The organism is Atlanticothrix silvestris CENA357 (assembly GCF_016056295.1).
GTDB lineage: Bacteria > Cyanobacteriota > Cyanobacteriia > Cyanobacteriales > Nostocaceae > Atlanticothrix > Atlanticothrix silvestris.
In genome coordinates, this window is record NZ_JAECZB010000105.1 from 90,127 (window position 1) to 115,013 (window position 24,887).

Here is a 24,887-nt window from a genome sequence, read left to right on the forward strand (position 1 = left end):
AAAAAATGGTGAGGACAAAAAATAGGGAGCACTTTTGTAGCTCCCCTGTGAAAATATGTTGCCTGTATCTTACCAAAAAACCTTGCGTGCCCATCTGAATGAAAGCCAGTATCTAACCATACAAATTCTGTTAATATTAATACAGGCTCATCGGCAGGTAAAACTTTCCATATTAGCCAGTGTCTTTCCGCAACCGATTCAATATCAAAGTCGAAAACGGAACTTGCAACGCTTTTTAGTATTACCGCAATTGAGCATCAAAGCCTTATGGTTTCCCTTGATTAAATATTGGATAAGACTTGAGCAAACCGGAATCTGCTGCAATTTCTGGCTTGGTTTTATATTTATCTCCTGCCTTCAATCTCTCGCGTGGTTTACAAAGAAAGAAATGTTAATGGAAAGGTCATATCTTCAATCACACCATAGGGTGTCACTACCACTATTCCATTTTCTATTTTGCCTAAGTTCCCAATATACTGCCGTTTTACATAGTCTGTAGTACGACCTTGTTTTTTGTCTCCTGTTTCATCAATTATTAGAATTAGCGATTGCTCATTTAACACTCGCAGTATTAATTCTAATCTTCGCTTCTTCAATGATTCTACTGACCACGGTGATTCTGTTAAAAAATGGTGTAATGATTGCTGATTTTCTAAACCTACTACCTTGGCTATTTCTGGTAAAGATTTCCTTTTTATTTCTGATATCATTCCCAAATGTAAATCTCGGAAATTTTCAAAACTCCTGACTTCTGGAAAGATGTTTCTGTAGATTGCACAATATTCATCCACAAATTTGATGCTGGGTTTGGGGCTTCTTGGCTGTGTCATCGTCCCCTCCTGCCTTTCAGACTTCTTTTCTGATTTTACTCTTCCCCGAGTGACAAAAGAAAGATAAAATCAGAACAAATTTGAGAACAGGTTTTAATGAACCCTATGTCAGGAAGCATCCCGTTTTGGCGGATCGCCCGCTACGCGAACAGACTAGAAGTCTGGGGCTATAAAAGCCACTCAAATTGAAGGCTAGGTTTCTTAGGTTATTTTTAGAGTTTCTGCTCGTAGGTTTCTAGCTGAATTAATCGGGGATCAGTCGCTCCAATCCACGGGCAATCCAGGGTAAAAATCCTAGCACTAACAATACTCCTAGCAAATTAAATATCAACTGTGCATTAGCAATCTGACGTGCCACATTATCCCCTACCCCTGCTAAGCTAGAAACCCATAGAGATAATGCTGCCAATTGACTAGCAAATAAAAGCCCTATAGAGGCAGAAGCCAGATTAAATATTAGATGAAACACTCCCGTTCTGATGGCGGGACGCTCACGCCCAATGGTAGCAACTAGGGTATCAGCACAAGTGCCAACTTCAGCACCCAACATAAGGGCAATACCTGTGGGTAATGAAATCAAGCCTTGGCTAGCCAAAGTGACAACAATAGCTAGAGTAGCAGAGGAAGATTGAATCAAAATTGTAAACAATCCTCCCACTAAAGCACCTTGTAAAGTGTTATGCCCTAAACTCTCCATCCAATTAATAAACTGCGGGTAATCTCTAAATGGTGCTGTGGCATCCTCAATGTAGCCAAGACCAAAAAAGAGTAAACCGATACCCAGTACAATTAGGCCACTTTGTTTGAGAGGTTCATTTCTTCCCAGTAAAAATAATAAAAAACCGATGAATAATGCGATGGGTGCATATTCGTCAATATTAAAAGCAACAACTTGCGCTCCAAAAGTTGTACCTATATTAGAGCCTAAAACTACACCCAGAGATTCGACAAAAGTTAATAAACCTGCACTCACCATTGCAATCACAATGATAATTGTTACTGATGATGAATCTAAAATAGTGGTAGCAATTGTGCCAGTCATCACTCCTGCTAAGGGGTTTCTAGTAAAATTACGGAGGATATTTCGGACGCGATCGCCTGCCAGTGCTTCCATACCTTCCGCCATTTTGGTTACACCATACAAAAACAGCACCAAACCTGCAATTACGCCCATCACAATATGAAAAGTATTTAATTCTTCCTGTGGTTTTCGTTGATTAACTGCGCCTATAGTTTCGGTCTTCTGGAATTGTTGCTGATTTTCAATCTTTTTAATACTTATTGCTGTTACTTGCTGTCCGATGATTGAAGATTCTGTGACAACAGGATAGAAATCATTTTTTAAATTGAAGACACTAATAAATAAAAATAAAGACAAAATCAGTAAAAATATAAATTTGATAATAATTTTTTTGAAGGACATTTTTCCCTCCTAAAAATTGAAGAATATGAGAGTTTTGATAGCTTTTGTGTCCATATTGCTGCCAAATTCGCATTTCCTACACTAATTTGTTGCTTTGTCGTAGTTTTGGCAATTATGTTAAAATATTCCCAAGTAATCTTGTTTAATTGACATCAAGCGGAACTTGATTTTTTACAAAAAAGGGATGGGTAAAATATCCATCCCTCAAAAGGTTGATTGATTAGGAGCACGCCCTAGCTAACTTCCTCTTCTGTTGAGGCAGGTTCTATATTACTAGTATGCTGTTCAGCTAGTTCAGCTTTGGCTTCAGCAATGATATCTTCAAAATTTTCACCAACTTCTGCAATTACTCCTTTACCCTTTTCATAAAGGACAATTCCACCTTTGATAGTTGCCTTGGTTAAGGATTTACTAATACCTCCTACCGCAGGAATAATTACAGGTAGAAGAACTATTGCAGCAATACCAGGGACACCAAGACCTTCAACTACTTCGTCTAATTCAGGTATCATTTTAAGAGCCATGAGGATTCTTAACTCCTAAATTCCTACACCTTAATCGTACTAATCTTGATTAAATGGAGAACCCAGCATAATTGATATTGTTATCAATATTTACATAATGATTTTCTGAGCATCTAAATAAATTGCTCTAGTTTATACCTAGTTACAAAAGCTAGCTTTCTTTGAAATCAAATTAGCTCTTATACTAATTTTTGAGCTAATAACTTACTTAAAAGTTTTGTTATATAAGCTTGGAATCTGTAATTTAAGGCAATATATTGCGAATTGCCTTTATAGTGGTGATGGCTGTAAGGGTGGTTGGCGATCGCTAATTGGCGATGGTGATCGCTTGTTGGGTAAAATAAACATCGTAGCTGATTTTATGCCCTTGATGAAGGTTTTTGCACCCTCTAATACCCGTTCCCAAATATCTTTTTTAGACTGTTGATAGCTACTAGCTTGTCGTGCTTGGTTAATGTTACGTGTACTATCGATAAAATTGATCACAGCATCAAAAATAGCTCCCACAATTGGCTTTGTTGTGGTTTTAGCAGGTAAAGCTATATTGGGTGCATTTTGGATGAGATGAATTAAATGCGATCGCATTTTACTATCAGTAACATTTCCTCGTTGATAACTGATCACAATGGATGCTGCACTAGGATTAATACGGACATCTTTAATCCTAGAATCTGATGCTATTAGTTGCTGAAGTTTATTAGCATACTCAGAATCTCCACCAAGTCGAGGAATCCGAAAACGTATACGCCCTGGAATTGCATGGGCAACAGTATATGAGATCTTTGGCGGTACACCTGTTTGATTAACTGAGTTTTTAGTATTTTTTTGATGCTGTTGTTTATGCAGATTGCTAGTAGCATTCTGGCCAGAGTGGGGCAATTTTTTAGAAGTCATCTTCTTAGATTTCAATTAAATCACAATGAATTTTGTCACCTAAGACCTGCACCAACCCGTTTGCAATTATTACACAAGTAACACCAGCTTTTGCTAAATAATCAATAACCTTAGATACTGTTGCAAGTCACATTTAATGTACAAAATTCTAATTAGTTTTTACCTATTTATGTTAATCAATTCACCCGTCGCTATCATCTTACTAGGGACAGGTGATAATGGCATCTACTATTATCAACGGATATATAGGAATCCGCTTTGATTTGGGAAATTATCTACGTAAATATGGAGCAAGTAGTAAGAAAAAATACTTCTAAAGTCTACAGAGTTTTTTTAGAAATCAAATATGAGTCTTATATCAAATTTAACTCCCGGTTCGCCCATTTTTTACGGAGTTAAAAAAATAAATATATCGAAAGGCATATTTCCAAAAATGAGTAAGTATAAGTTTGGAGATATGGCATCCTTCCTATATAAATCTGTAGCGGAAATTATTTGTCAGATATTATTTTACGCAACTATCTATATAGGTATAAATAAAAAAGCTCATTTTTAGAGAATTATATCTCTAGATCAACGTAATTTGAATTTAAAAACGTTAACACTAAAAAAGAGTTTTATTAACCATTAAAACTGGTTGTTAGTAAAAACTCTACGTCTAAAAAAACACAACAGAGAATAATACAATAAATGACAACTTCTACAGACCGCAATCAACAGATTCAAAAACTGCGTGAACTAATAGCAGATATTGACTGTGGTATGTTGACCACAGTAGAAGAAGATGGCAGCTTGCATAGTTGCCCAATGTCCAAAAATGGTGAAATAACCTCTGAAGGGACACTTTGGTTCTTCATTTATCGCAGTTCCCATAAAGTTGCTGAAATTGAACACAATCAGCAGGTAAATGTGAGTTTTTCATCAGCCGATCAGCAGCAATATATTTCTTTATCCGGTACAGCACAACTGGTGCAAGACCGAGATACGATGCAAGAAAAGTGGGAGTCAAAACTACAAACTTGGTTCCCAAAAGGATTAGATGAACCGGACATTGCATTGCTAAAAGTGAATATTAATAAGGCGGATTACTGGGATAGTCGAACAAGTTTCAAAGCACAAACAATTAATTTATCTACACTATCATCTCGCTAATTTGCTGAATTTTTAAACTTGATTAGCATAAGTTAAATTTTCAATTACAACGATTAAATAGCAGGCAAAAATAACTATGAAGCCGCCAAAAAGCATTTATCTTTAAAAATAAAGCGGCGGCAATTTTTACAGGGGATCGGTTTTATTGGTGCAGGCGCGAGAGCAATTTTTTCTGAGCATATCCTCAATTAAAGAACTTGATGCTAATGTAGGCAGAATCCAACACAGCTTTCCACCTCAAAGCCAAACGGCAAGTTGATAATTGAGAATTGGGGAATGGCGCATAGGGCATTGAGAAGAAGGGCAAGTGTTAAGGCATAGCCCTTTCAAGGTAACTAGAAAAATCTCTTGTTTTTTCTCAGCGCTCTCAGCGACTCTGCGGTTTAAAAGTAATTTATTTAATTACAGAAACACTGAGATTTAACCCTTACCCCATAACCAATTCCAAGCTAAAAATACTTAATTGAACAGTATTACCTAGCCTCTAGCCCCTACTAGATTGCATACAACCAGGAAGTGTTATGTGCCTTATCAAAAAATTGATGATTTACCAGATTCAGTCAAAGAACACTTACCTAAACACGCTCAAGAAATTTTTCAGGCTGCATTTAACAACGCTGAAGAAGAATACGACGAAGAAGAACGTGCTTTTCGTGTTGCTTGGAGTGCGGTGAAGCGCGATTATGAAAAAGGTGATGATGGGCAGTGGCACAAAAAGCCAGAATAGCTGCTAAATAGCAATTTTTTTATGAATGTAATACCAATTTGAAAAAAGAATGCGACAGATTGTAGGGGCAAGGCAATGCCTTGCCCTTTAGAATATATTTATCTGTCGTAAACATTATTTAATTTGGTATGATACATTCCTAGTCCCTAGTCCCGCTGCGCGTAATTAGTAATTCGTAATTACGCTTTTGCAAGGGTTTGAGACATTTCTTATGGGTGGTTTATTTCCGCCGTACTATACTAGCCCCTAGTCCCTACTAACTACTTTTTGTTGCTGATAAAGCTGTTTAAACTGTTGTTGCTGCTGTTTATGATCCACAATAGGCTCAGGGTAGCCGATACCATGACGCTCTAAAGGTGAAATTTTATTAGTTACTAAATATTCTGTATCTACAGAACGTAATTCAGAAACCCATTGTCGGATGTATTCGCCTTCTGGATCAAATTTTTGTGTTTGACTGGTTGGATTAAAAATCCGCACGGGTTTGGGATCCATCCCACTAGAAGCACTCCATTGCCAACCGCCATTATTTGCAGATAAATCGCCATCAATCAGTTTCTGCATAAAGTATTTTTCTCCTAATTGGGGATTAATTAGCAAATCTTTAGTTAAAAAACTAGCAACAATCATGCGACAACGGTTATGCATCCAGCCAATTTCATTTAACTGTCGCATTGCTGCATCCACAATAGGAAAACCTGTTCTTCCCTCGCACCAAGCCTGGAAATTTTCTTCGTTAGTTTCCCAAGGAAAGTCTTTGAAGGTATCGCGGTAAGCACCCTCTGCCAATTCTGGGAAGTTATACATTGCGTGTTGATAAAATTCTCGCCAAGCTAGTTCCTGTTGCCAAGTACGGATACTTGCTTGTGCTTCTTCGCTGCGACTGTTTTCTTGTGCTTCCATTGTGGCTTGCCATACAGTCCGAATGCCAATAACACCAAATTTAAAAGCTGCACTCAATTGTGACGTACCGTCAACTGCTGGAAAATTCCGCTGTTCTTGATATTCAATAATTGCTTGATTAGTAAATTCTTCTAACCTAGATTGTGCTGCTGCTTCTCCTGGTGGAATGATTAATCCTCCATCCCAGATAAATCCTAAATCTTTAGCTGAGGGTAATTCAATTGCCCCTGCTTGTAGGGCAATTTCCTGTTCAGCTTTTGTCAATGCTTCGGTATTTTGGAGAGTTTCTGCTGGTTGAGCCTTGGGTTTACTACTCCAATTTTTCCAGAAGGGGGTGTAAACGGTGTAAGGACTATTACCACCTGTGCGAATCTCCTCTGGTGAGTGGAGGAGTTGATCCCAGTTTGGTGGAAGAAACTCAATGCCTTTTTCTTTTAGCGTATCAATTATGCTGCGATCGCGAATTTGTGAATAAGGTTCTACATCCCAATTCCAAAACACAGCTTTAGCATTCAATGCCGCAGCTAAAGTTGGTATTGCTGCTATCGGATCACCATGTAAGATTAACAATTGGCTTCCCGCTTCAGCATATCGCTGTTGTAATATTTGTAAGCAGCCAATCATGTAAGTCACTCTCGCAGGGGCAACATCATCCCGTTCTAAAATGTTGGGATCAAGGCAAAATACGCCCACTACTTTGGGACTCTGCTCTCTTGCTGCTGCTAGTCCTGTATTATCAGAAATACGTAAATCGCGGCGATGCCAAAACAAAATTAAATCAGACATTCGATATCAATCATAGTTCGCTTGTACTAGATTAGACCCTAGTGATACCCTTGAGCATCATTCTGTTGATAAATTTATTTGGGCTGCACGGGTCAGGTGTCAGTTGTCAGTTGTCAGTTGTCAGTTGTTAGTTGTCAGTGGTCAGGTGTTATTCCCCTTGCTTATGACACTCCCCTGCTTCCTTTTCCCCTTATTCTTCTATATAAACCCCGGTAGATCTATCGGCAATAGTGGCTTGTGGAGTTAAAGTGTAAGTATACTTTTCTTATTCCGAACAGTTAAATTAGTCTTCCTGTCATGGCTACTTTATTATTAGACGACGGCACAGTTGAAAGTGACTTAAGTGAGATAGTTAGTCAACTTGCATCTTTGGGCATTTACCTAAAACGCTACGATCCAGGTACATCGCTTTTCTCTTTTGATTTATTAGAACAGGATTCTTTAACTGATTCAGAAAAACGCTACATTATAGAACTCCATAACAGTGTCTTTGAATTTATCCAGCAAGAAAATGGCTATCTCTGGTGCGATTTGCTGAATTTGCATCCAGGTTCACCCACTCTTCAAACATTAATAGCTACCTACGGTAGTTATCATACTCATACTGCTCCTGAAGCTCTTTATGTACTGTCAGGAGAAATAATCTTTGGGTTTGTTAAACCTGATGGTAGCCAAGTACAGCTTTTGGTTCAGTCGCAAGATTACATTTATATCTCAGCGGGAGTAGAACACTGGTGCAGTCCGGGAGCATCATTAAATTTTAAAGCTGTGCGCTATTTCACGACCGCAGATGGTTGGGTTCCCAACTATACAGGTACTCAGTTAATTGATTCTTTGTACAAGCCTCGCTAACTTGAACTACGAAGCACCAATTTTTTACGCATTTATACTTAAAACGCCCTGGTCTGCATCTAAAGTTGCCAATACACCCACTGGTAATGCTGCATTAGGACTATCGTGACCAAAGGGTAAATCAGAGACAATAGGAATACCCAAATCGCCCAAGCGATCGCGCAGTACTTCTTCAACACTAAAGCTAGGTATGTTTGGTGGGGCTTCACATCGGGTAAAACCTCCCAAGGCAATACCACGAACTTTTGATAAAGCACCACTTAAACGCCACTGCGTTAACATTCGGTCAATGCGATAGGGTGCTTCGGTGACATCCTCCCACGCCAAAATTACACCATCTAAATTTGGCTGTATTGGTGTAGCTAAAAGATGGGTAGCCACAGTCAAATTACTCGGTAATAAAACGCCACTAACAACGCCTCCACCCCAAGCACAACCTTTGAGAGGGGCGAGAGGACGACCTTCTAACAAATCAAATAATCGCTGAATTGACCAATCTGGCTCATCTGCTAAAGTGGTCAGTACGGGAGCGTGAACACTAGAAATACCTGCTGCATAAAGACTCCATAACAGCGTGGTAATGTCAGAAAAACCAATCAGCCATTTGGGAATTACTGGGTTACTTAAAGACTGCCAACTCCAATCTTCTAAAATGCGGGTACTGCCGAAACCGCCTCTCGTGCAAAGGATACCGCGACATTCGGGATCTTGCCAGGCTGCGGCTAATTGTTGGCGGCGGTTTTCATCTTTTCCGGCTAAATACCCCCATTTTTCCTCGATATTGGGAATAACTTCGATTTGATAACCACGCGATCGCCAAATTTCTATACTCCGTCCAAACGCCTCAAATTCTCGCAAAGCACCACTAGGGGCAATTACTCGTAGTAAGTCACCAGGTTGCAAGGATGGGGGTAAGATTTTGGATTGCATGAATAATTGGCGAGTAGTTTAATTTACTTTTAACTTTTGACCTTTTATATCATGTCCGTTTGATTACTTAGTAATTTTTACATCTGTGAAAAAATTTTAAAACCCTCTACCTTATTGCTTGTCTTGAACTAACTCAACCCTAATTCTTGTTTCAACGTTTCTGGCACATTAAATGCTGTTTCTAATCCCCGTACACCTTCCCATTGTTGCTTTTTACCCCAGTTCATCTCTTCTAAGTTGGCATCGCTGAGGTCAGCACCGCTAAGAATGGCTTGGCTTAGATTGGTACGTCTAAGATCTGCACCATTGAGAATTGCACCGCTGAGATTGCTACCACTGAGGTTGGCACTGTTGAGGTTAGAATAGCTGAGGTCTGTACCAAAGAGAATCGCATCGGTGAGGTCAGCGCCTCTAAGATCAGCATCATTGAGAATTACTCCACTGAGATCAGCTTCGTTGAGTGTGACCCCACAAAGTTCTACACCACTAAGATCAGCGCCTAAAAACATTGCACCGTTGAGTTTAGCGTAATTTAATTTGGCACCATTGAGTTTAGCGTAACTCAGGTCTGCGGCAACCAAAATAGCATCACAAAGGTTAGTACTAAAAAGAATAGTGTCGCTGAGGTTAGTACCATTGAGAATAGCGTGATTGAGATTAGCACCACTAAGGTCAGCACGGCAAAGGTCGGCATGGCTAAGGTTGATATGATTCAGGTTGGCATCGCTAACATTTGCACTGAAGAGAATCGCGTGGGCGAAGTTAGCACTACTGAGGTCGGCATTTTTGAGATTGGCGCTACTCAGGTTGGCATGTCTGAGATCAGCATTGTGGAGGTTACTGCTACTCAAATCAGCACTACTGAGGTCGATGCGGTAGAGGTTAGCACTGCTCAAATTAGCCCCGCTGAGATTAGCGCTACCCAGGTCGGCATTACTGAGGTCAGCATTTTTGAGATTGGCACCACTGAGGTTGGCATCACCAAAATTAGCCCCAGTTAAGTTAGCACCACTGAAATTAACACCTGTGAGGTTGGCATCACCCAGATAAGCACCACTAAGATTAGCACCACTGAAATTGACACCTGTGAGGTTGACATCACCAAGATAAGCACCACTAAAGTTGCCACCTTTGAGGAATTCCCCGACTATACTACTAAAATTACCAATTTCAATGGCATCACTGTAGTTAATAATCCGCAGCAGTTGTGATGTAAAAAAGTTATCTGTATCAGGTTTAGTTGATGGATAAAAGGTAATTTGGGGCTGGAACTTCTCTTGCTCTTGTCCATAGCGATGTAACTCTAAAAGTAAAATTAGGACATTAAGTCCAGCATATATATCTACTTGTCTGAGTCCGATCGCAATATCTTGTGCTAAAATTGCCATCATTTTTTTTTGAGGCAAGTTATGACTTGGTGCAGCATCAATAAATTCCCCCTGACACCAGCGAGTATAAAAATCTTCTAGACGCTGGAAAAGTATATCAAGACGAGATGTTTTCTGTTGTTTTAACCAGTCCATTAGTTGGGCGACTATTTCTGGTGTCAATGCGCCATTACCTAAAACATCGTAAATCTCTTCATGCAGCTGGTAATCGCTGGTGTTAAAAGTACAACTTGCGCCAGATTTTATCCATGTTTCCAGACTTTTTTGCAGTCGTTGTGGCGATAAAACTTTCTGTAGGTTATCTTGAAAAAATTTAACACTTTGGTCTTTTTTGCTTGTGGAAAAAAATACTGCTGTTTTCAGAGACTTTGACTTTGATATTTCTTGCAACCATGAACCCTTGGCATAATTTTTCAAAAGCTGCCAAATCTGAGATATTTGTGACATTTTTGTATCCTTTTTTACTATTTAGCTAGTATTTATTTAAAGATTTTCTAAAGATTTATGTTTATTAAGTTAGTTTTTAGAGATCAAACATAAAAACATCAAGTAATATATATATTCTTAGTTGAGAGTTTGTTGCTGAAAGCTCAAGGGCAGGTGTAAAGAGCTTTTTGTCTTGGCAAAACCAAGTTTTAGCTTAAATATTTGTTCATTTTTCAGTAGAATTAATTATTTGGCATTATTCTGACTAGACTGTTATATTTTTTCCAGCATCTTTAAAGGTCTGATTTAAAATCAGACGTAATGTTTGCTACAGATACAATTATTAGGAAGAATATTACAGTAAAACATCGCAATTAAACATAAAAATCTCAGCTAACACTTAACTGAAAATTCCATCTTTGATATTAGTAAGCTAGGAGCATTTTCAAGTTGGCTGCATTAGATGAGATTAAGATGCTTTAGTTTGTCAAAAATTAAAAATTGATTAGTGGTATTTATCAGGGATGGTTTGAATGAACAGAGTAACTTTTTATGTAATTTTGTTGCATAGCTTATTTTTAGGAATCTCAACTTCTAGTGCTAAGGTGCTACCTAGTAATAGGATCAATACAACGTTACCTGCTAACCAGAAAGCAGATAAGCTGCTGGTTAATCCAGGAGTAAAGATTGATCCCAAAACAAGTTTTTTGGGAGCATTACAGCCGCATGAAAAAGCAGGGGAACAGCTTCGGAAAGCAGCAGGAAAAGAGTTGTCCCTCCGCACTACGTACCCTGCCTCATATCAATCTTTGGGACGAATGCCTGAACAGGTATGGGTGATTAATCATCATCAACAAGCACAGCACCAGCCTTTTAATTGGGTAGTTAAAGATACAAAAAAGGCAGGGCAGCAACCATTTTTGCAAGCTGGCAATATTGCCAGCAAACCTAATACAAATAACAAAACCCCAAAAAAGGATGACTTAGAACCCTTTGATGAAGTAATTAAAGATACTAAAAAACAGGGGGGACTTTTTACCCTATATCGCAATCAAGAAAAGAATAAAATTTATCTAGAAATTAAACCAGAGCAGCTGAATAAAAATTACTTAGCTACGGCAACACTAGAATCGGGCATTGGTGAACAAGGCATTTACAGTGGGATGCCATTGCAAGATTTTTTATTTTACTGGCAGCGGGTAGATAAAAACTTACACTTTGCTGTCCGCAATGTCAATTTTCGCACTCGTGAGGGAGATCCGCAAGCGCGATCGCTAGCTCGGTCGTTTAGTGATTCTGTTCTTTACAGCATTCCCATCAAAAGCATTCATCCAGAACGCAAAACTATTCTCATCGACTTGAGCGATTTGCTGCTTCAAGACTTGGCTGGGTTGTCTTTAAGTTTGGGTCTTTCTGCAAGCACAGACCAGTCGTATTTTGGCAATGCTAAGGCTTTTCCTCAAAACTTAGAAGTTGAATCGGTTTTGAATTTTTCTAGCAGTAGCAAGAAAGACATACCCAATTTTGCCGTCTTAGCTGACGGACGTGGCTTCACTTTACGCGTTCATTACAGTCTTTCTCAACTCCCAGACAACGATTTTCGTCCACGTTTGGCTGATGAGCGTGTTGGTTATTTCGTTACTGCTTACCAAGACTTAACCAAAGACGATCGCGGTGATCCCTTTGTCCGCTACATTAATCGCTGGCATTTAGAAAAACAAAATCCAAAAGCAGCAATTTCTCCACCCAAAAAACAGATTGTTTTCTGGATTGATAACGCTGTGCCACTTGAGTACCGTGATGCCATCAAAGAAGGGGTACTGATGTGGAACAAAGCCTTTCTCAAAGCCGGATTCAAGGATGCAATTGAAGTGCGGCAAATGCCGGATAATGCGACATGGGATCCCAGCGATATTCGTTACAACACAATTCGTTGGATTAACACAGTAGATGGTTATTTTGCGATGGGGCCATCCCGCGTTAACCCGTTGACTGGAGAAATTCTGGATGCAGACATTCTCGTAGATGCTAGCTTTGTGCGGGCACTCAAAAGTGAATATCGCCAAATTGTCCAACCCAACCAAATGTCAACGCGCACTTCTTTATCAGCATTAATGCAAAATCGCCTGCTTTGTGCCAATAGCTTAGATGCCAAAGATAAAGACACTGACGAAGAGGAAACATCAGAACCCAAGAAGTTGTTTCCTCAGTTATCTAAAATGGCAAGTGAGTACGATTTGTGCTATGGGATGGAAGCTGCCAATCAGTTTGCCTTTGGCTCTCTGGCAATGACACTGTTGCCTGATGCCGCAGCAAGCCAAGACCAACTCAAAGAGTATATCCATCAATATTTACGATTAATCATTGCCCATGAAGTTGGACACACTCTTGGTTTACGTCACAACTTCCGTGGTAGTACCTTGTTACCACCAGAGCAGATGAATAACACCGAAATCACTCGCGCCAAAGGTCTGACTACTTCGGTGATGGACTACATTCCGCCGAATATTGCACCTGAAGGCACAAAACAAGGTGATTATTTTCCTAATATGGTGGGAGTGTACGATGACTGGGCGATTAAGTACGGTTACATGCCAACTCAAGCAACAAGTACAATAGCTGAAAAGCCAATTTTGCAGGAAATTGCTGACCAATCTTACAAGCCTGAGTTAAGTTATTCCACTGATGAAGATGTGTATGACCTTGACCCGACTGCTAATGCTTGGGACAACAGTAACAATGTGTTGCTTTATTCTCGTTGGCAGTTAGATAATTCACGGTTGATGTGGGAACGTCTCAATAAACGTTTCCCAATGGCAGGGGAAAGTTATAGCGATTTGAGCGATCGCTTTAGCACGGTATTGGGTAGTTATTTCCAGCAAATATACTATACAAGTAAGTATATTGGAGGACAGTCTTTTCACCGAGTCAAGGCTGGTGAAGTGTCATCTAGTAAGACACAACAACAGCGATTACCCTTTGAGTCAGTACCCGTCGAAGAACAACGACAGGCATTAGAGACACTGCACAAGTATATGTTTGCAGAAGGTGCGTTAAACTTTTCACCAGAATTGCTGAATAAATTAGCACCTTCGCGTTGGCGACATTGGGGTAGTAATCCACGGATTGGTCGCTTGGATTATCCCATTTCTGAGTTAATCTTGTTCATGCAGAGTGCAGTTTTGCGGGATTTACTCTCAGCCGATCGCCTCTTCCGCCTCAAAGATATCGAACTCAAAACTCCAGCAGATGAAGCACTTTCACTACCAGAATTATTTGAGACTTTACAAAGTGGTATATGGACAGAGGTGTTAAAACCAAAAGGCGAACCACTGAAAATTACAAGTCTGCGGCGGGGCTTACAAAGAGAATATTTAAACATCTTGTCAGCGATGGTGTTGCGAAAAAAATATGTCCCCGAAGATGCTCGTACTTTAGCTTGGTATAAACTTGGGCAACTAGATAACAAACTCAAGCAGGTTAATTCCAACGATGAGTATACCAAAGCACACATTTTAGAAACGCGCGATCGCATCGACAAAATCTTAAATGCCCCATTGCAAGGGAATTAATTACTAATTCGTAATTCGTAATTAAGAGGGTACAGAGCTAACACCTTACAACTACAAATTACTTTGACGGTCTTTTGTAGTGATTTTGGATTATAAGGGTAATATGAACCCGGATCAATAATCCAAAATCGCTTATGGCTGAAGCATTAAGTTTTCAAGGCGATGGTAGCGATCGCCTACCACCCCAAAATATTGAAGCAGAAGAAGCGATCTTAGGGGGAATTTTACTAGATCCGGAAGCGATCGGTCGAGTGAGCGATCGCCTGGTTCCAGAAGCCTTTTATATTAGCGCTCACAAAGATATTTACCAAGCTGCTATCAGGTTGCACGCTCAAGGTAAACCCACAGACTTACTTTCAGTTACAAGCTGGCTGGCTGACAACGATATTTTGACCCGCATTGGTGGGAGAAATAAATTAGCAACTTTGGTAGATCGCACAGTCTCAGCTGTTAACATTGATGCCTTAGCCGGGTTGGTAATGGAAAAATACCTCCGGCGGATGTTAATTAAAGCTGGTAATGAGATTGTCCATCTTGGTTACGAGACTGAGACCGAATTACCAATCGTCCTTGATCAAGCAGAACAGAAAGTTTTTGGCGTAACTCAAGAACGTCCTCAATCAGGCCTGGTACATATTTCTGATACCCTAATTAATAACTTTCAAGATATTGAAGATCGAAATCAAGGTATTGCCTTACCTGGCATTCCCTGTGGATTTTACGATTTAGATGCCATGACCAGCGGCTTTCAGCGTTCTGATTTGATTATTGTCGCCGGCAGGCCATCAATGGGAAAAACAGCATTTTGTTTAAACCTTGCTCATAATATTGCCGCTTCTTATAAATTACCAGTTGCTGTTTTTAGCTTGGAAATGTCCAAAGAGCAACTAACACAACGTTTATTAGCTAGCGAAGCGCAAATTGAAAGTGGTTATCTGCGGAGTGGGCGGCTAAGTCAAACACAATGGGAACCGTTAAGCCGTGCTATTGGTATACTCTCCGAGATGCCAATTTTTATTGACGACACACCCAATATTACAGTTACACAAATGCGTAGTCAGGCAAGAAGACTGCAAGCAGAACAAGGAACACTGGGTTTGATTGTAATAGATTACTTGCAATTGATGGAAGGAGCAGGCGATAACCGAGTTCAAGAATTATCAAAGATTACTCGTCAATTAAAAGGTTTAGCACGTGAATTATCTGTACCAGTTATTGCCTTATCTCAGTTGAGTCGAGGGGTGGAAGCACGAACTAATAAACGTCCCATGTTGTCAGATTTGAGAGAATCCGGTTCGATTGAGCAGGATGCAGATTTAGTAATAATGTTATACCGCGATGAATATTACTCTCCAGATACTCCCGATCGCGGCATTGCAGAAGTAATTGTAGCTAAACACCGTAATGGCCCAACAGGTATTGTTAAACTTTTATTCGACCCGCAATTTACAAAGTTTAAAAATTTAGCTGGACAAAAAAATTATTAAAATGGGGCTTCCTTTCGGGAATTAAAAATTAAAAATTAAAAATTAAAAATGAAATCTAATCGATTTAATTTTTAATTGAGCAAAGCATGAGGCATTGGGAAGAAGGGGGAAGGTGGGGTTCCCTCTGGGGATAAAGGACAGGGGTTTGCTTGTTCATCCTTTACCCCTTTTGTTGCTCCTCTGCTCCCCCTATTTTCTCTATTCCCTATTCCCTAGCCTCTACTTAATATCCAACAATTCAACATCAAATAGCAGTGTAGCATTGGGTGGAATTACACCACCAGCGCCACGGGAACCATAACCTAACTCTGAGGGAATGATTAGCTGACGACGACCGCCTACTTTCATAGTGCTAAGTCCTTCGTCCCAGCCTTTGATTACCTGTCCAACGCCGATTTTAAAGCTGAAGGGTTGGCCGCGATCGCGTGAACTATCAAATTTAGTACCATCTTCTAAAGTGCCGGTGTAGTGAACTACAACCGTTTTTCCAGATTGAGGAGTCGCCCCAGTCCCCTCTTCTAATTCAACGTACTTCAGTCCAGAGGGGGTAGTTACGACATTAGCATCAGACATAGGCTTGCTCGCAATCAAAGTATTGTTTTCAATGACACTTGTGGGTGCTGGTCTGGTTTGGCTCAAGTTAGCAGCAATCGCAGAGTCTTGTTTACTGCCAACTTGTGCTAACACCAAAACAACAACACATACCAGCATGAAACCCACGCTGAGTAAAATTGCTTTCAAAATGAGTTCTCCCTACTTAGGTAATCTGCCAATTATTTTAGATTACCGACAGGACACAATCAGTTTAAATCACAAACAACATCTTAACGCCAAAGCTTATTTTCTAAATCGCGCACTTGACGCTCTAAACGGTCAATTCTACCCCGCAGTTCATCAACTTCAGATTGACGAGCCACCCCCAAATCCTGCATCATGTTTCGCATTTGCCGTTGCATTTGGGCATCCCAGTTTCCCTGCTCCGATTTTAATTGCTGTACAACATCATCCATCACCGCTTTAGCCTGCTCAGGATTCAGCTTACCGTCTTTAACTAGGTCGTCACCAACTTGCTTCAGTTTTTCTGCTACCAAAGAAGTTGTGCCAATACCAACCATCATTAGCTGTTGCAACCAGTTGTTGCTGTCCATACTCCCTTCCTCTCCATTTTTCAAACCAGCCGTCCTTTGCTCAAGCTATGCTGGAAGCGTGGTTATTTTAGCCTACATCTCTATTTTGGCAAATTAGTAAACACAGGTGAAAGGTGTGGTTATAGAACTGCTTAAATTTAAACTAACTCCAAACATCCGAGAAAATTACATCCAGCAAGATGCGGAAATTTGGACAACAGCACTGGCTGAGTATCCAGGATTTCTTGGTAAAGAAGTTTGGATTAATCCCAACGACTCTACAGAAATTATTCTCATTATGCGTTGGGCCACACGGGAACAGTGGAAAGCTATACCCTTAGAAGATTTAGTCGCTATTGAAAGCAGATTTGCCCAAGCACTCGGAGAAACTTATAAATTGGTGGAATCAGCAGAGTATCAAGTGCGAAAGTTTCCTCATTCTTAATTAAAGTAAAATATTTATAAATCTATTTTATTAATTATTTATGTTTGAACGAGTTTTAATTTGCACAGACTTTTCTGACGGTTTGCATCGTCTTTCGCATTTTGTTTCCAGTCTTGGGCTTGCAGGGATAAAGCAAATTGTTTTTCTGCACGTTGTTCCGTTATGGGAAAAAGGTATTATTCCGCGAGTCGATAGTGAAAAAATAGAACAAGCTCAAACCCGTTTAGCAGAAGCTGTTGGTGAAAGTCCTGCTGATATAAAAGTAAACGTAGAAGTTCAATCAGGCAAGCCAGTTGAGACAATTCTCAAAGTAGCACAAGCTTATCAGTCTGGATTAATTATATTAGGTTCTCAAAGTCGCAACGTACTCACAGAAAAACTAGTGGGTAGTACAATGGCTGATTTATCGCACCAAACAACAATTCCTCTACTAGTAGTGCGTCCTCAGTTAATTTCTGCTTATACCTGTGAGGAATTAACATTGCGTTGTCAGCACCTTTTTCGCTCTTTGCTCATTCCATATAACGATAGTAAAGCGGCGAATTATTTAGTGCAACAGATAAAGCATTTAGCAAAGCAACAGCCTGGAAGATTTTTGCAATACTGTAAACTTTGCTGGGTTTTAGAAAGCACTGGTCGCCAAGGAATACCAAGAAAAGTTCTACCACAACAGGCTCACGAAACCCTATCTCAAATAAAAGCTGATTTGGAAGGGGTAAATTTACAAGTAGAGACAGAAGTCCGGGAAGGAAACTCTGTCACTGAGATTTTAGAGACAGCTTTTATGGATGATATTAGCGCGATCGCGGTATCTTCAGGAATAATAGGTAAGCTTCAAGAATGGTTAATTTCCAGTTTTGCAGCTGAAGTATTGCGTCAAAGCTGGTATCCTGTATTGTTTTTCCCATCCCAAGACGAATAAAGTCGGGTGGAGTAGTAACACTCCACCCTTCTCATCCGAAACCGTGCGTGAAACTTTTCCGCCTTATCCTTGTTTAAACTTCCGGTTCATATTTTCTAATTGCTCCTCCGTATAAGTCTACGTAGTATATACTGCCATCCTTGCCAGTTCTAAGTTGTACGGCTGCTCCGACATTAGAAGCAAAACGTCTAACTGAAACAAATTTGCCCTCACTGTCCAATGTCAAATTATCAATAGTTCCTTGACTAGAATCAGCGACAAACAAGGTATTTTGATAGATCGAAGGGAAAGTATTGCCCGTGTAAAAATCACCCACTATGATCGCGCTAGAACCGTTATGTTTGTAAGTATAAGTTGGTGAATTTACAGGCTCATCACTGTTATAAAAAGTGTTAGCTATTGAACTTATAGCTGCGTTGGTACTATATGACGGTTGTTTGAGACTGACAATATTCCCACTTGCATTTAAACCGCCTTCAAAGAAAGGCCAACCAAAGTTAGCTCCTTTTGTGCCAGTATTGACTTCTTCCCAAGTGTTCCAACCTACATCACCTATATATGGGGTGTTGGTTCTTTCGTCTACGGTAAAGCGGAAGGGGTTACGCAAACCTAAGTTCCAAACTTTAGAGCGATTGCTATCAGCATCACCGTTATAGTAAGGATTATCCGTTAAGCCTTCACCAGTAATTGGGTCAATCCGCAGAATTTTTCCGGATAGATTATTGATATCCAAAACTCTAATCCCTCTGGGATCTGCCCGATTGTAAGAAGTACCATCACCACTACTGACAAACAGACTACCGTCGCTACCAAAGCGTACAGTACCAATGGAGTGAGACTCGCTATCAGTCGCTATAAAGTCTCTGACGTTTGTAATATTGCTGAGATTGTTAAGATAATCCTGGGTGCTGGCATAGAGCTGACCATTTTGGTTGACAATTCCTGAAGGCGCATTATTGAGGTTATTGTCAGAGTTAACATTCGTGCTATTACCATCTGGGCGACTAATATTTTCCCAAGTGCTATTTGTGCCTAGTAGCACAACTTCGCTACCAGCCTTTGCAGTAGTGTAGTTGGTGTTGGGATCAGCTTCTACGCGAATTAATCGGGCAGCACGGTTGCCAGTCTGATCGGGATTGTCCAATGTGCTATTGGGATTGTTTTTGGGATCGTTAGGATTGGTCTCTGGTGGATCGTAGGTAAATAATAGGTAAACGTAGTTTTTGGGGTTAGTAGCTTTACCAAAATCGGGATGTACGGCAATGCCTAACAAACCGCGATCGCGTACATTATTTACCTGGTTAGAAATATCGATAAATGGCGTTGCTTGTAAAGTGCCATTATTTACTAACCTGACTATCCCACCTTTCTGGGCAATGAACATCCGCGTACCATCAGCTGTCCAGTCAATAGCTGTAGGTTGAGTCAACCCAGTCACTACATCCTTTTTTACAAATGTACCTGGGTCATTATCGATGATCGAAACAGTTGTTTGTTGGGTAGCTAATTGCACTCCAACGGCGTTGCTGAACTTCAAAATAAAACTTTCATTCGGTTCGCCAATGGTGTCATCGATGACTGGGATAGAAATTGTCTTACTGGTTTCTCCTATTGCAAAGCTTAATGTTCCGGATACAGTTGTGTAGTCAGAACCATTTACAGCAGTATCATCTGCGGTTTGGTAGTCCACACTAGCATTTGCTGAACTGTTACCTCGTGTAACTGTCACCGTAGCAGCACCGACATTTTCATTAACTACTGGTTGATTAATATTCAACTCTAGACCATCGTCGTCTTGAATTGTAATTCCAAGAGTTCTTTGAACTCCTAAAGTTGCCCTATCTGGTTGATCGATAGCGAAGTTAAAAGTCTCACTTGATTCTGCTACAGAATCATTAATGATCGGAATCAAAAGCTGTTTGCTAGTTTCTCCTGGTGCAAAGGTGAGTGTACCAGTGACTTCACTTTCTACATTTGTCCCGTAGTCAACTCCTGGTAAAGCAGTTACACCTGTAGTGGCATACTTAACTGAAGATGTACCATTTAAGTCGTTACCACTCCGAAGCACATTGATAATCACATTACCGCCAGATTCTCCAACAGTTGTGACAGATGGCCCCAATGTAATAACAGGTTCAAAGACTGGTACATACAACTGAGACTGGGGAATAATTTGCTTGGTTTGAGAAGCGCTAGACCAAGAGAGTTTGGCAACTGCATCACCGGTATTTTCATAGTATTCCATCCTAATGTCATACTTTTGACCTGCTTGCAAGGCGATCACATCACTCCACTCTGTAGAAGATTGATTGACAAACTTATTGATGATTTGCTGACCATTAACCCACAGTCGCACCCCATCGTCAGTAGTGGTAGAGAAGGTATAACTCTCGTTGTACTTGGCTTCTACTTGACCTGTCCAACGCACTGAGAAAGTATCAGCACCAATCAGTGAGTTAGGAGAACCCTTACCCCAGTTAAAGTCTATTGCTGCATCTGTGCGAGTTAGCTTTAGATTGGTGAAGTCTCTGTTGTCGTAATATTCAGCCTTTAATCCTGTACCTGTGCTAGGAGTTATGGGAGTAAACAACTGAGACTGGGGAATAATTTGCTTGGTTTGAGAAGCGCTAGACCAAGAGAGTTTGGCAACTGCATCACCGGTATTTTCATAGTATTCCATCCTAATGTCATACTTTTGACCTGCTTGCAAGGCGATCACATCACTCCACTCTGTAGAAGATTGATTGACAAACTTATTGATGATTTGCTGACCATTAACCCACAGTCGCACCCCATCGTCAGTAGTGGTAGAGAAGGTATAACTCTCGTTGTACTTGGCTTCTACTTGACCTGTCCAACGCACTGAGAAAGTATCAGCACCAATCAGTGAGTTAGGAGAACCCTTACCCCAGTTAAAGTCTATTGCTGCATCTGTGCGAGTTAGCTTTAGATTGGTGAAGTCTCTGTTGTCGTAATATTCAGCCTTTAATCCTGTACCTAAAGAGGACGTGTTGTTAGCTTGTAATGTAGGAGTGCTACTAGCTTTAGCAAAAGTTTGGGGTTGCCCCAGTTCAAGAGTATTTAAAGACGACTGAGGAGTAATTGATGAATTTAGGGGTTGGTCAAGAACTGATGAACCTTGAACTTTGGAGAAGTTATTCATGGAAATGTATACCTTGTAACAATATTTAAAACTAATGCCTAAATTATTTATTCGGGTATTAATTTTATCTGGACTACTTAAAAAATTTATGCATGAAAGTGCGATCGCAAATTAACTTGCAAATCCTAATTGACCTGTTATTTAATTGATGAAAATTGTCGCAACAGATCTTCTCATATCTTCTAAATAAGCAGATATAAGCGGAAATGCTAGAGATAGCTTTAATGGTCTACGTAAGCAGATACTTACTATTCTTGATAGCTTTTAATCCAACTGATGTGCGAGTACGAGTGCATGAAGTTGGAAGCAAGCAGTTATCATCTTAGTAAAGTAAGTATATACTTATATTTATATATAAATTATTAAAATATTTTACACATTTGTATTTGATTTAAATTAATTAATTACATACATGACACCATATTTCTCAATGATTTTGGCTGTTATTTTTTATACATTTTTGAAAAATTTATAATGGTATCTAGTTTTTTAAAGCTAGCTAAAATTTTTGATGAATTTTAGATGAAAATTACAAAAATAAGAGATAATATCACAATAATCAATATATAAAGAATTAACAAAGAAAAATCTGATATTTTAAAGATTCCAATAATAGGGTATTGTAATTGTACCCAACAAACAAGCACTATATTTCTTCAAATATCCTGAAATTCAGAGCAATTTATGAAGCTGATGTATATACTCGAAGTCTAAGACAGAGCAGACTTTGAGTATGATAATAGACTGGTTGGCTATTTGGGGAGTAACTCAGGCTGTCGGTTTTGTGTTTAAGACGATTTTTGAAGACTTAGCAAAAGACGCGGCTAAAGATTGGGCTAAAGATTTATTGAAATGTATTCCCAAAAATATTTTACAGCAACTCAAAAAAGAAGATATTGAAATTGCTGCTGGTAAAGCTCTCAAGGAATTTTTACAGCTGATGCAGCAGGAATTAGAAGATGCAGATTTAGAAGAAGTTGAACTTAAACAGTACATTCAACCTTTAAAAATATTTATTTATCATAAATCTCTTACAGAAATTCTGGGATATCCTTTTCAACCAGACTGTCAGTTAATAGACTCTCAAGTTTTAGCTAATACTTGGTATCAAATTAATTTGCCCATTCTTCCCCAGGAATTTGACTGGGAAAGACTTACTAAGCGGTATCTCAAAAAAGTTAAAGCAATTATTAGAGAATCAGATAAGTTACGTTCTATCCTAGATTCACAACATCTAGAAGCAGCAAAGGAGAGTTTGCAACAAATCGCTGGTATTCCTACAAATTTTGATTTACCAGGATATCAAGAAGGACTACGTGAACGATATGGCAACCTAAAATTAGATAGTTTAGATACGACTGGTTACGCCTACAATGAATTGAAGTTATGGCGCATGTTTATTGCTCCTAATGTACGAGAAGTTCATCAAGTTTTACCCCATGTTCACGAACTTCCTAAAGAACATTTAAGACGATTACGAGAAAGTAACCAACTAGAAGAAGAAATTGCTTTAGAAGAGTTAGAAGGCTACAAAAGAGTTTATTTCGAGCAGCCATTTTTTTCAGTATTGGATATTATCAATGATCCACTAGATAAATATATAGTAATTTTGGGAGATCCTGGATCAGGAAAGTCTACATTATTGCAATTTCTAGCGTTAAATTGGGCAGAAACACCCCTAATAAATGCAACTTCTCAACCGATTCCTCTTTTGATTGAATTACGCACTTATATGCGGCGACGAGAAAATAATGAGTGCCATAATTTTCTCGATTTTTTTCATAAATGTAGCGGTACAATCCATCATCTTAATCAAAATCAACTTGATGAACATCTCAAGGCTGGTAATGCTTTAGTGATGTTTGATGGTTTAGATGAAGTATTTGATTTAGGGAAACGAGAAGATGTGATCACGGATATTCATCGCTTTACAAATGAATATCCTCATGTGCGAGTAATTGTTACTTCACGTGTGATTGGCTATAAACCGCAACGCCTACGCGATGCTGAGTTTCGGCACTTTATGTTGCAAGATTTAGAACCAGAACAAATTCAAGATTTTATCAATCGCTGGCATGAATTAACTTTCAATGATAAAACAGATAGATTGCGTAAACAAGAGCGATTGCAAAGAGCAATTGATACATCCAAAGCTATTACAGAGCTAGCTGGTAATCCGCTATTATTAACAATGATGGCGATTCTTAATCGTAATCAAGAACTGCCCAGAGATAGAGCAACACTTTATGAACAAGCATCGCGGGTGTTACTGCATCAATGGGATGTGGAACGTGCCTTGGTTGAAGATTATCGGCTAGATCCTAAGACCATTGATTATAAAGATAAACAGGCAATGCTGCGTCAAGTTGCCTATCGAATGCAAACTAGCGCTAAAGGTCTAGTTGGTAATTTAATTAGTGTAGGTGAGCTAGAAAAAATTTTAAGCCGCTATCTAAAAAATATAGAGTTTGATCATCCCACAAAAGTTGCCAGAGTGATGATTAATCAACTGCGGACTCGCAACTTTATGTTATGTTTTTTGGGTGCAGATTATTATGCTTTTGTCCATCGAACTTTTTTAGAATATTTCTGTGCTTGGGAATTTGTATGGCAGTTTAAAGAAACACAAACACTATCAATCAAAGAACTAAATAGTGAAGTTTTTGGTAAACACTGGCAAGATGAAACATGGCATGAAGTTTTGCGTTTAATCACAGGCATGATTGAACCGAGATTTGTTTGCGAAACTTTGGATTATTTAATGTCTCAAAATGGCGAAGAAGAAAAATTTATTAATCTGTTTTTGGCAGCTAAATGTCTCGCAGAAGTAAGAAATCGTTTATTAATTGCGACAACAGCAACTAAATTATTGCATCAACTAAAAGATTTAACGAAGTATGATCTAGATTATTATTACCAACCCTATTTAGATGAAGAAGATACTAAGCTAGTGCAGGAAATTCGTACTAAAGCTGTTGCATCTGTTGCTACAGTTTGGAAAGATGATCCTGATACTATTGTTTGGCTCAAACAACTTGCTCTTGCTAATGATCATGAGTATGTGCGACGTACAGCTTTGCAAGAATTAGCCAGAGGATTCAAAGATGATCTTAATATTCTCCCGTGGCTGAAACAACTTGTCACAACTAATGATAATTGGACTGTGCGACAAGCAGCAGTGCAAGAATTAGCCAGAGGATTCAAAGATGATTTTGAGACTCTTGCTATCTTAAAAAAACGTGCTACTACTGATGATAATGAGTATGTGCGACAAGCAGCAGTGCAAGAATTAGCCAGAGGATTCAAAGATGATCTTAATATTCTCCCGTGGCTGAA

17 protein-coding genes and 2 pseudogenes are annotated in these 24,887 nt (G+C 39.4%); 9 read left to right on the forward strand and 10 right to left on the reverse strand.

What is annotated here, in order from left to right; all coding sequences use genetic code 11:
* Positions 1 to 55: 55 nt before the first annotated feature.
* Positions 56 to 304, forward strand: a pseudogene (locus I8751_RS28010) (IS4 family transposase); the annotation flags it as partial.
* Between the two features lie 12 nt (positions 305 to 316).
* Here the strand turns inward: I8751_RS28010 and I8751_RS28015 are convergent.
* The 4 genes and pseudogenes from I8751_RS28015 to I8751_RS28030 form a co-directional block, all read right to left on the reverse strand.
* Positions 317 to 830 (reverse strand): annotated as a pseudogene (locus I8751_RS28015) (transposase); the annotation flags it as partial.
* A gap of 244 nt (positions 831 to 1,074) precedes the next feature.
* Positions 1,075 to 2,253 carry a Na/Pi cotransporter family protein gene (locus tag I8751_RS28020; RefSeq protein ID WP_214442350.1) on the reverse strand — a complete coding sequence of 393 codons (1,179 nt, stop codon included), beginning with the start codon at positions 2,251 to 2,253 and terminating at the stop codon, positions 1,075 to 1,077.
* Between the two features lie 233 nt (positions 2,254 to 2,486).
* Complete coding sequence (locus tag I8751_RS28025) at positions 2,487 to 2,777, reverse strand: DUF5132 domain-containing protein (protein WP_214442351.1); 291 nt, start codon at positions 2,775 to 2,777, stop codon at positions 2,487 to 2,489.
* A gap of 270 nt (positions 2,778 to 3,047) precedes the next feature.
* Positions 3,048 to 3,671 carry an HMA2 domain-containing protein gene (locus tag I8751_RS28030; RefSeq protein ID WP_214442352.1) on the reverse strand — a complete coding sequence of 208 codons (624 nt, stop codon included), beginning with the start codon at positions 3,669 to 3,671 and terminating at the stop codon, positions 3,048 to 3,050.
* A 690-nt stretch (positions 3,672 to 4,361) separates the two neighbouring features.
* Between I8751_RS28030 and I8751_RS28035 the strand changes: the two genes are divergently transcribed.
* On the forward strand, positions 4,362 to 4,823 hold the full coding sequence (locus tag I8751_RS28035) for a pyridoxamine 5'-phosphate oxidase family protein (protein WP_214442353.1): 462 nt from the start codon (positions 4,362 to 4,364) through the stop codon (positions 4,821 to 4,823).
* Positions 4,824 to 5,346: 523 nt separating this feature from the next.
* On the forward strand, positions 5,347 to 5,550 hold the full coding sequence (locus I8751_RS28040; protein ID WP_214442354.1) for a ChaB family protein: 204 nt from the start codon (positions 5,347 to 5,349) through the stop codon (positions 5,548 to 5,550).
* Between the two features lie 246 nt (positions 5,551 to 5,796).
* Here I8751_RS28040 and I8751_RS28045 read toward each other — a convergent pair whose 3' ends face one another.
* Positions 5,797 to 7,239, reverse strand: coding sequence for an FAD-binding domain-containing protein (locus I8751_RS28045; protein WP_214442355.1), 1,443 nt, complete (start codon positions 7,237 to 7,239; stop codon positions 5,797 to 5,799).
* A gap of 297 nt (positions 7,240 to 7,536) precedes the next feature.
* Here I8751_RS28045 and I8751_RS28050 point away from each other — a divergent pair, with 297 nt between their 5' ends.
* A complete protein-coding gene (locus I8751_RS28050; protein ID WP_214442356.1) occupies positions 7,537 to 8,091 on the forward strand; it encodes a 1,2-dihydroxy-3-keto-5-methylthiopentene dioxygenase in 555 nt (184 codons plus the stop codon).
* A gap of 24 nt (positions 8,092 to 8,115) precedes the next feature.
* Here I8751_RS28050 and I8751_RS28055 read toward each other — a convergent pair whose 3' ends face one another.
* Both I8751_RS28055 and I8751_RS28060 read right to left on the reverse strand, forming a co-directional pair.
* Positions 8,116 to 9,021, reverse strand: a complete 906-nt coding sequence (locus I8751_RS28055; RefSeq protein ID WP_214442357.1) for a S66 peptidase family protein — start codon at positions 9,019 to 9,021, stop codon at positions 8,116 to 8,118.
* A 128-nt stretch (positions 9,022 to 9,149) separates the two neighbouring features.
* The gene (locus I8751_RS28060; RefSeq protein ID WP_214442358.1) at positions 9,150 to 10,856 is read right to left on the reverse strand and encodes a pentapeptide repeat-containing protein; all 1,707 of its coding nucleotides are present in this window, start codon (positions 10,854 to 10,856) and stop codon (positions 9,150 to 9,152) included.
* Between the two features lie 512 nt (positions 10,857 to 11,368).
* On the opposite strand from I8751_RS28060, the gene I8751_RS28065 reads away from it, so the two are divergent.
* Together I8751_RS28065 and dnaB are read left to right on the forward strand one after the other, a co-directional pair.
* Entirely contained in the window at positions 11,369 to 14,407 is a 3,039-nt protein-coding gene (locus I8751_RS28065) for a zinc-dependent metalloprotease (protein ID WP_214442359.1), read from the forward strand.
* A 134-nt stretch (positions 14,408 to 14,541) separates the two neighbouring features.
* A complete protein-coding gene (dnaB, locus tag I8751_RS28070; protein ID WP_214442360.1) occupies positions 14,542 to 15,894 on the forward strand; it encodes a replicative DNA helicase in 1,353 nt (450 codons plus the stop codon).
* A 219-nt stretch (positions 15,895 to 16,113) separates the two neighbouring features.
* Here dnaB and I8751_RS28075 read toward each other — a convergent pair whose 3' ends face one another.
* Both I8751_RS28075 and I8751_RS28080 read right to left on the reverse strand, forming a co-directional pair.
* Positions 16,114 to 16,635 carry an FKBP-type peptidyl-prolyl cis-trans isomerase gene (locus I8751_RS28075; protein ID WP_214442361.1) on the reverse strand — a complete coding sequence of 174 codons (522 nt, stop codon included), beginning with the start codon at positions 16,633 to 16,635 and terminating at the stop codon, positions 16,114 to 16,116.
* 83 nt (positions 16,636 to 16,718) lie between these two features.
* The gene (locus tag I8751_RS28080; protein WP_214442362.1) at positions 16,719 to 17,042 is read right to left on the reverse strand and encodes a phasin family protein; all 324 of its coding nucleotides are present in this window, start codon (positions 17,040 to 17,042) and stop codon (positions 16,719 to 16,721) included.
* Positions 17,043 to 17,157: 115 nt separating this feature from the next.
* Here I8751_RS28080 and I8751_RS28085 point away from each other — a divergent pair, with 115 nt between their 5' ends.
* Both I8751_RS28085 and I8751_RS28090 read left to right on the forward strand, forming a co-directional pair.
* Positions 17,158 to 17,466: a TIGR03792 family protein gene (locus I8751_RS28085; protein ID WP_214442363.1), complete on the forward strand. Its 309-nt coding sequence runs from the start codon at positions 17,158 to 17,160 to the stop codon at positions 17,464 to 17,466.
* A gap of 40 nt (positions 17,467 to 17,506) precedes the next feature.
* Entirely contained in the window at positions 17,507 to 18,388 is an 882-nt protein-coding gene (locus I8751_RS28090) for a universal stress protein (protein WP_214442364.1), read from the forward strand.
* Between the two features lie 73 nt (positions 18,389 to 18,461).
* On the opposite strand, the gene I8751_RS28095 is transcribed toward I8751_RS28090, so the two are convergent.
* Complete coding sequence (locus tag I8751_RS28095) at positions 18,462 to 21,551, reverse strand: PA14 domain-containing protein (RefSeq protein ID WP_214442365.1); 3,090 nt, start codon at positions 21,549 to 21,551, stop codon at positions 18,462 to 18,464.
* Between the two features lie 733 nt (positions 21,552 to 22,284).
* Here I8751_RS28095 and I8751_RS28100 point away from each other — a divergent pair.
* The coding region (locus I8751_RS28100) for an NACHT domain-containing protein (protein ID WP_214442366.1) at positions 22,285 to 24,887 on the forward strand (2,603 nt) is incomplete at its 3' end.

Coding starts and splice junctions, on each gene's coding strand:
- I8751_RS28020 (WP_214442350.1), bottom strand. CDS start 2,253: ATGTCCTTCAAAAAAATTATTATCAAATTTATATTTTTACTGATTTTG.
- I8751_RS28025 (WP_214442351.1), bottom strand. CDS start 2,777: ATGGCTCTTAAAATGATACCTGAATTAGACGAAGTAGTTGAAGGTCTT.
- I8751_RS28030 (WP_214442352.1), bottom strand. CDS start 3,671: ATGACTTCTAAAAAATTGCCCCACTCTGGCCAGAATGCTACTAGCAAT.
- I8751_RS28035 (WP_214442353.1), top strand. CDS start 4,362: ATGACAACTTCTACAGACCGCAATCAACAGATTCAAAAACTGCGTGAA.
- I8751_RS28045 (WP_214442355.1), bottom strand. CDS start 7,239: ATGTCTGATTTAATTTTGTTTTGGCATCGCCGCGATTTACGTATTTCT.
- I8751_RS28050 (WP_214442356.1), top strand. CDS start 7,537: ATGGCTACTTTATTATTAGACGACGGCACAGTTGAAAGTGACTTAAGT.
- I8751_RS28055 (WP_214442357.1), bottom strand. CDS start 9,021: ATGCAATCCAAAATCTTACCCCCATCCTTGCAACCTGGTGACTTACTA.
- I8751_RS28060 (WP_214442358.1), bottom strand. CDS start 10,856: ATGTCACAAATATCTCAGATTTGGCAGCTTTTGAAAAATTATGCCAAG.
- I8751_RS28065 (WP_214442359.1), top strand. CDS start 11,369: ATGAACAGAGTAACTTTTTATGTAATTTTGTTGCATAGCTTATTTTTA.
- dnaB (WP_214442360.1), top strand. CDS start 14,542: ATGGCTGAAGCATTAAGTTTTCAAGGCGATGGTAGCGATCGCCTACCA.
- I8751_RS28080 (WP_214442362.1), bottom strand. CDS start 17,042: ATGGACAGCAACAACTGGTTGCAACAGCTAATGATGGTTGGTATTGGC.
- I8751_RS28090 (WP_214442364.1), top strand. CDS start 17,507: ATGTTTGAACGAGTTTTAATTTGCACAGACTTTTCTGACGGTTTGCAT.
- I8751_RS28095 (WP_214442365.1), bottom strand. CDS start 21,551: ATGAATAACTTCTCCAAAGTTCAAGGTTCATCAGTTCTTGACCAACCC.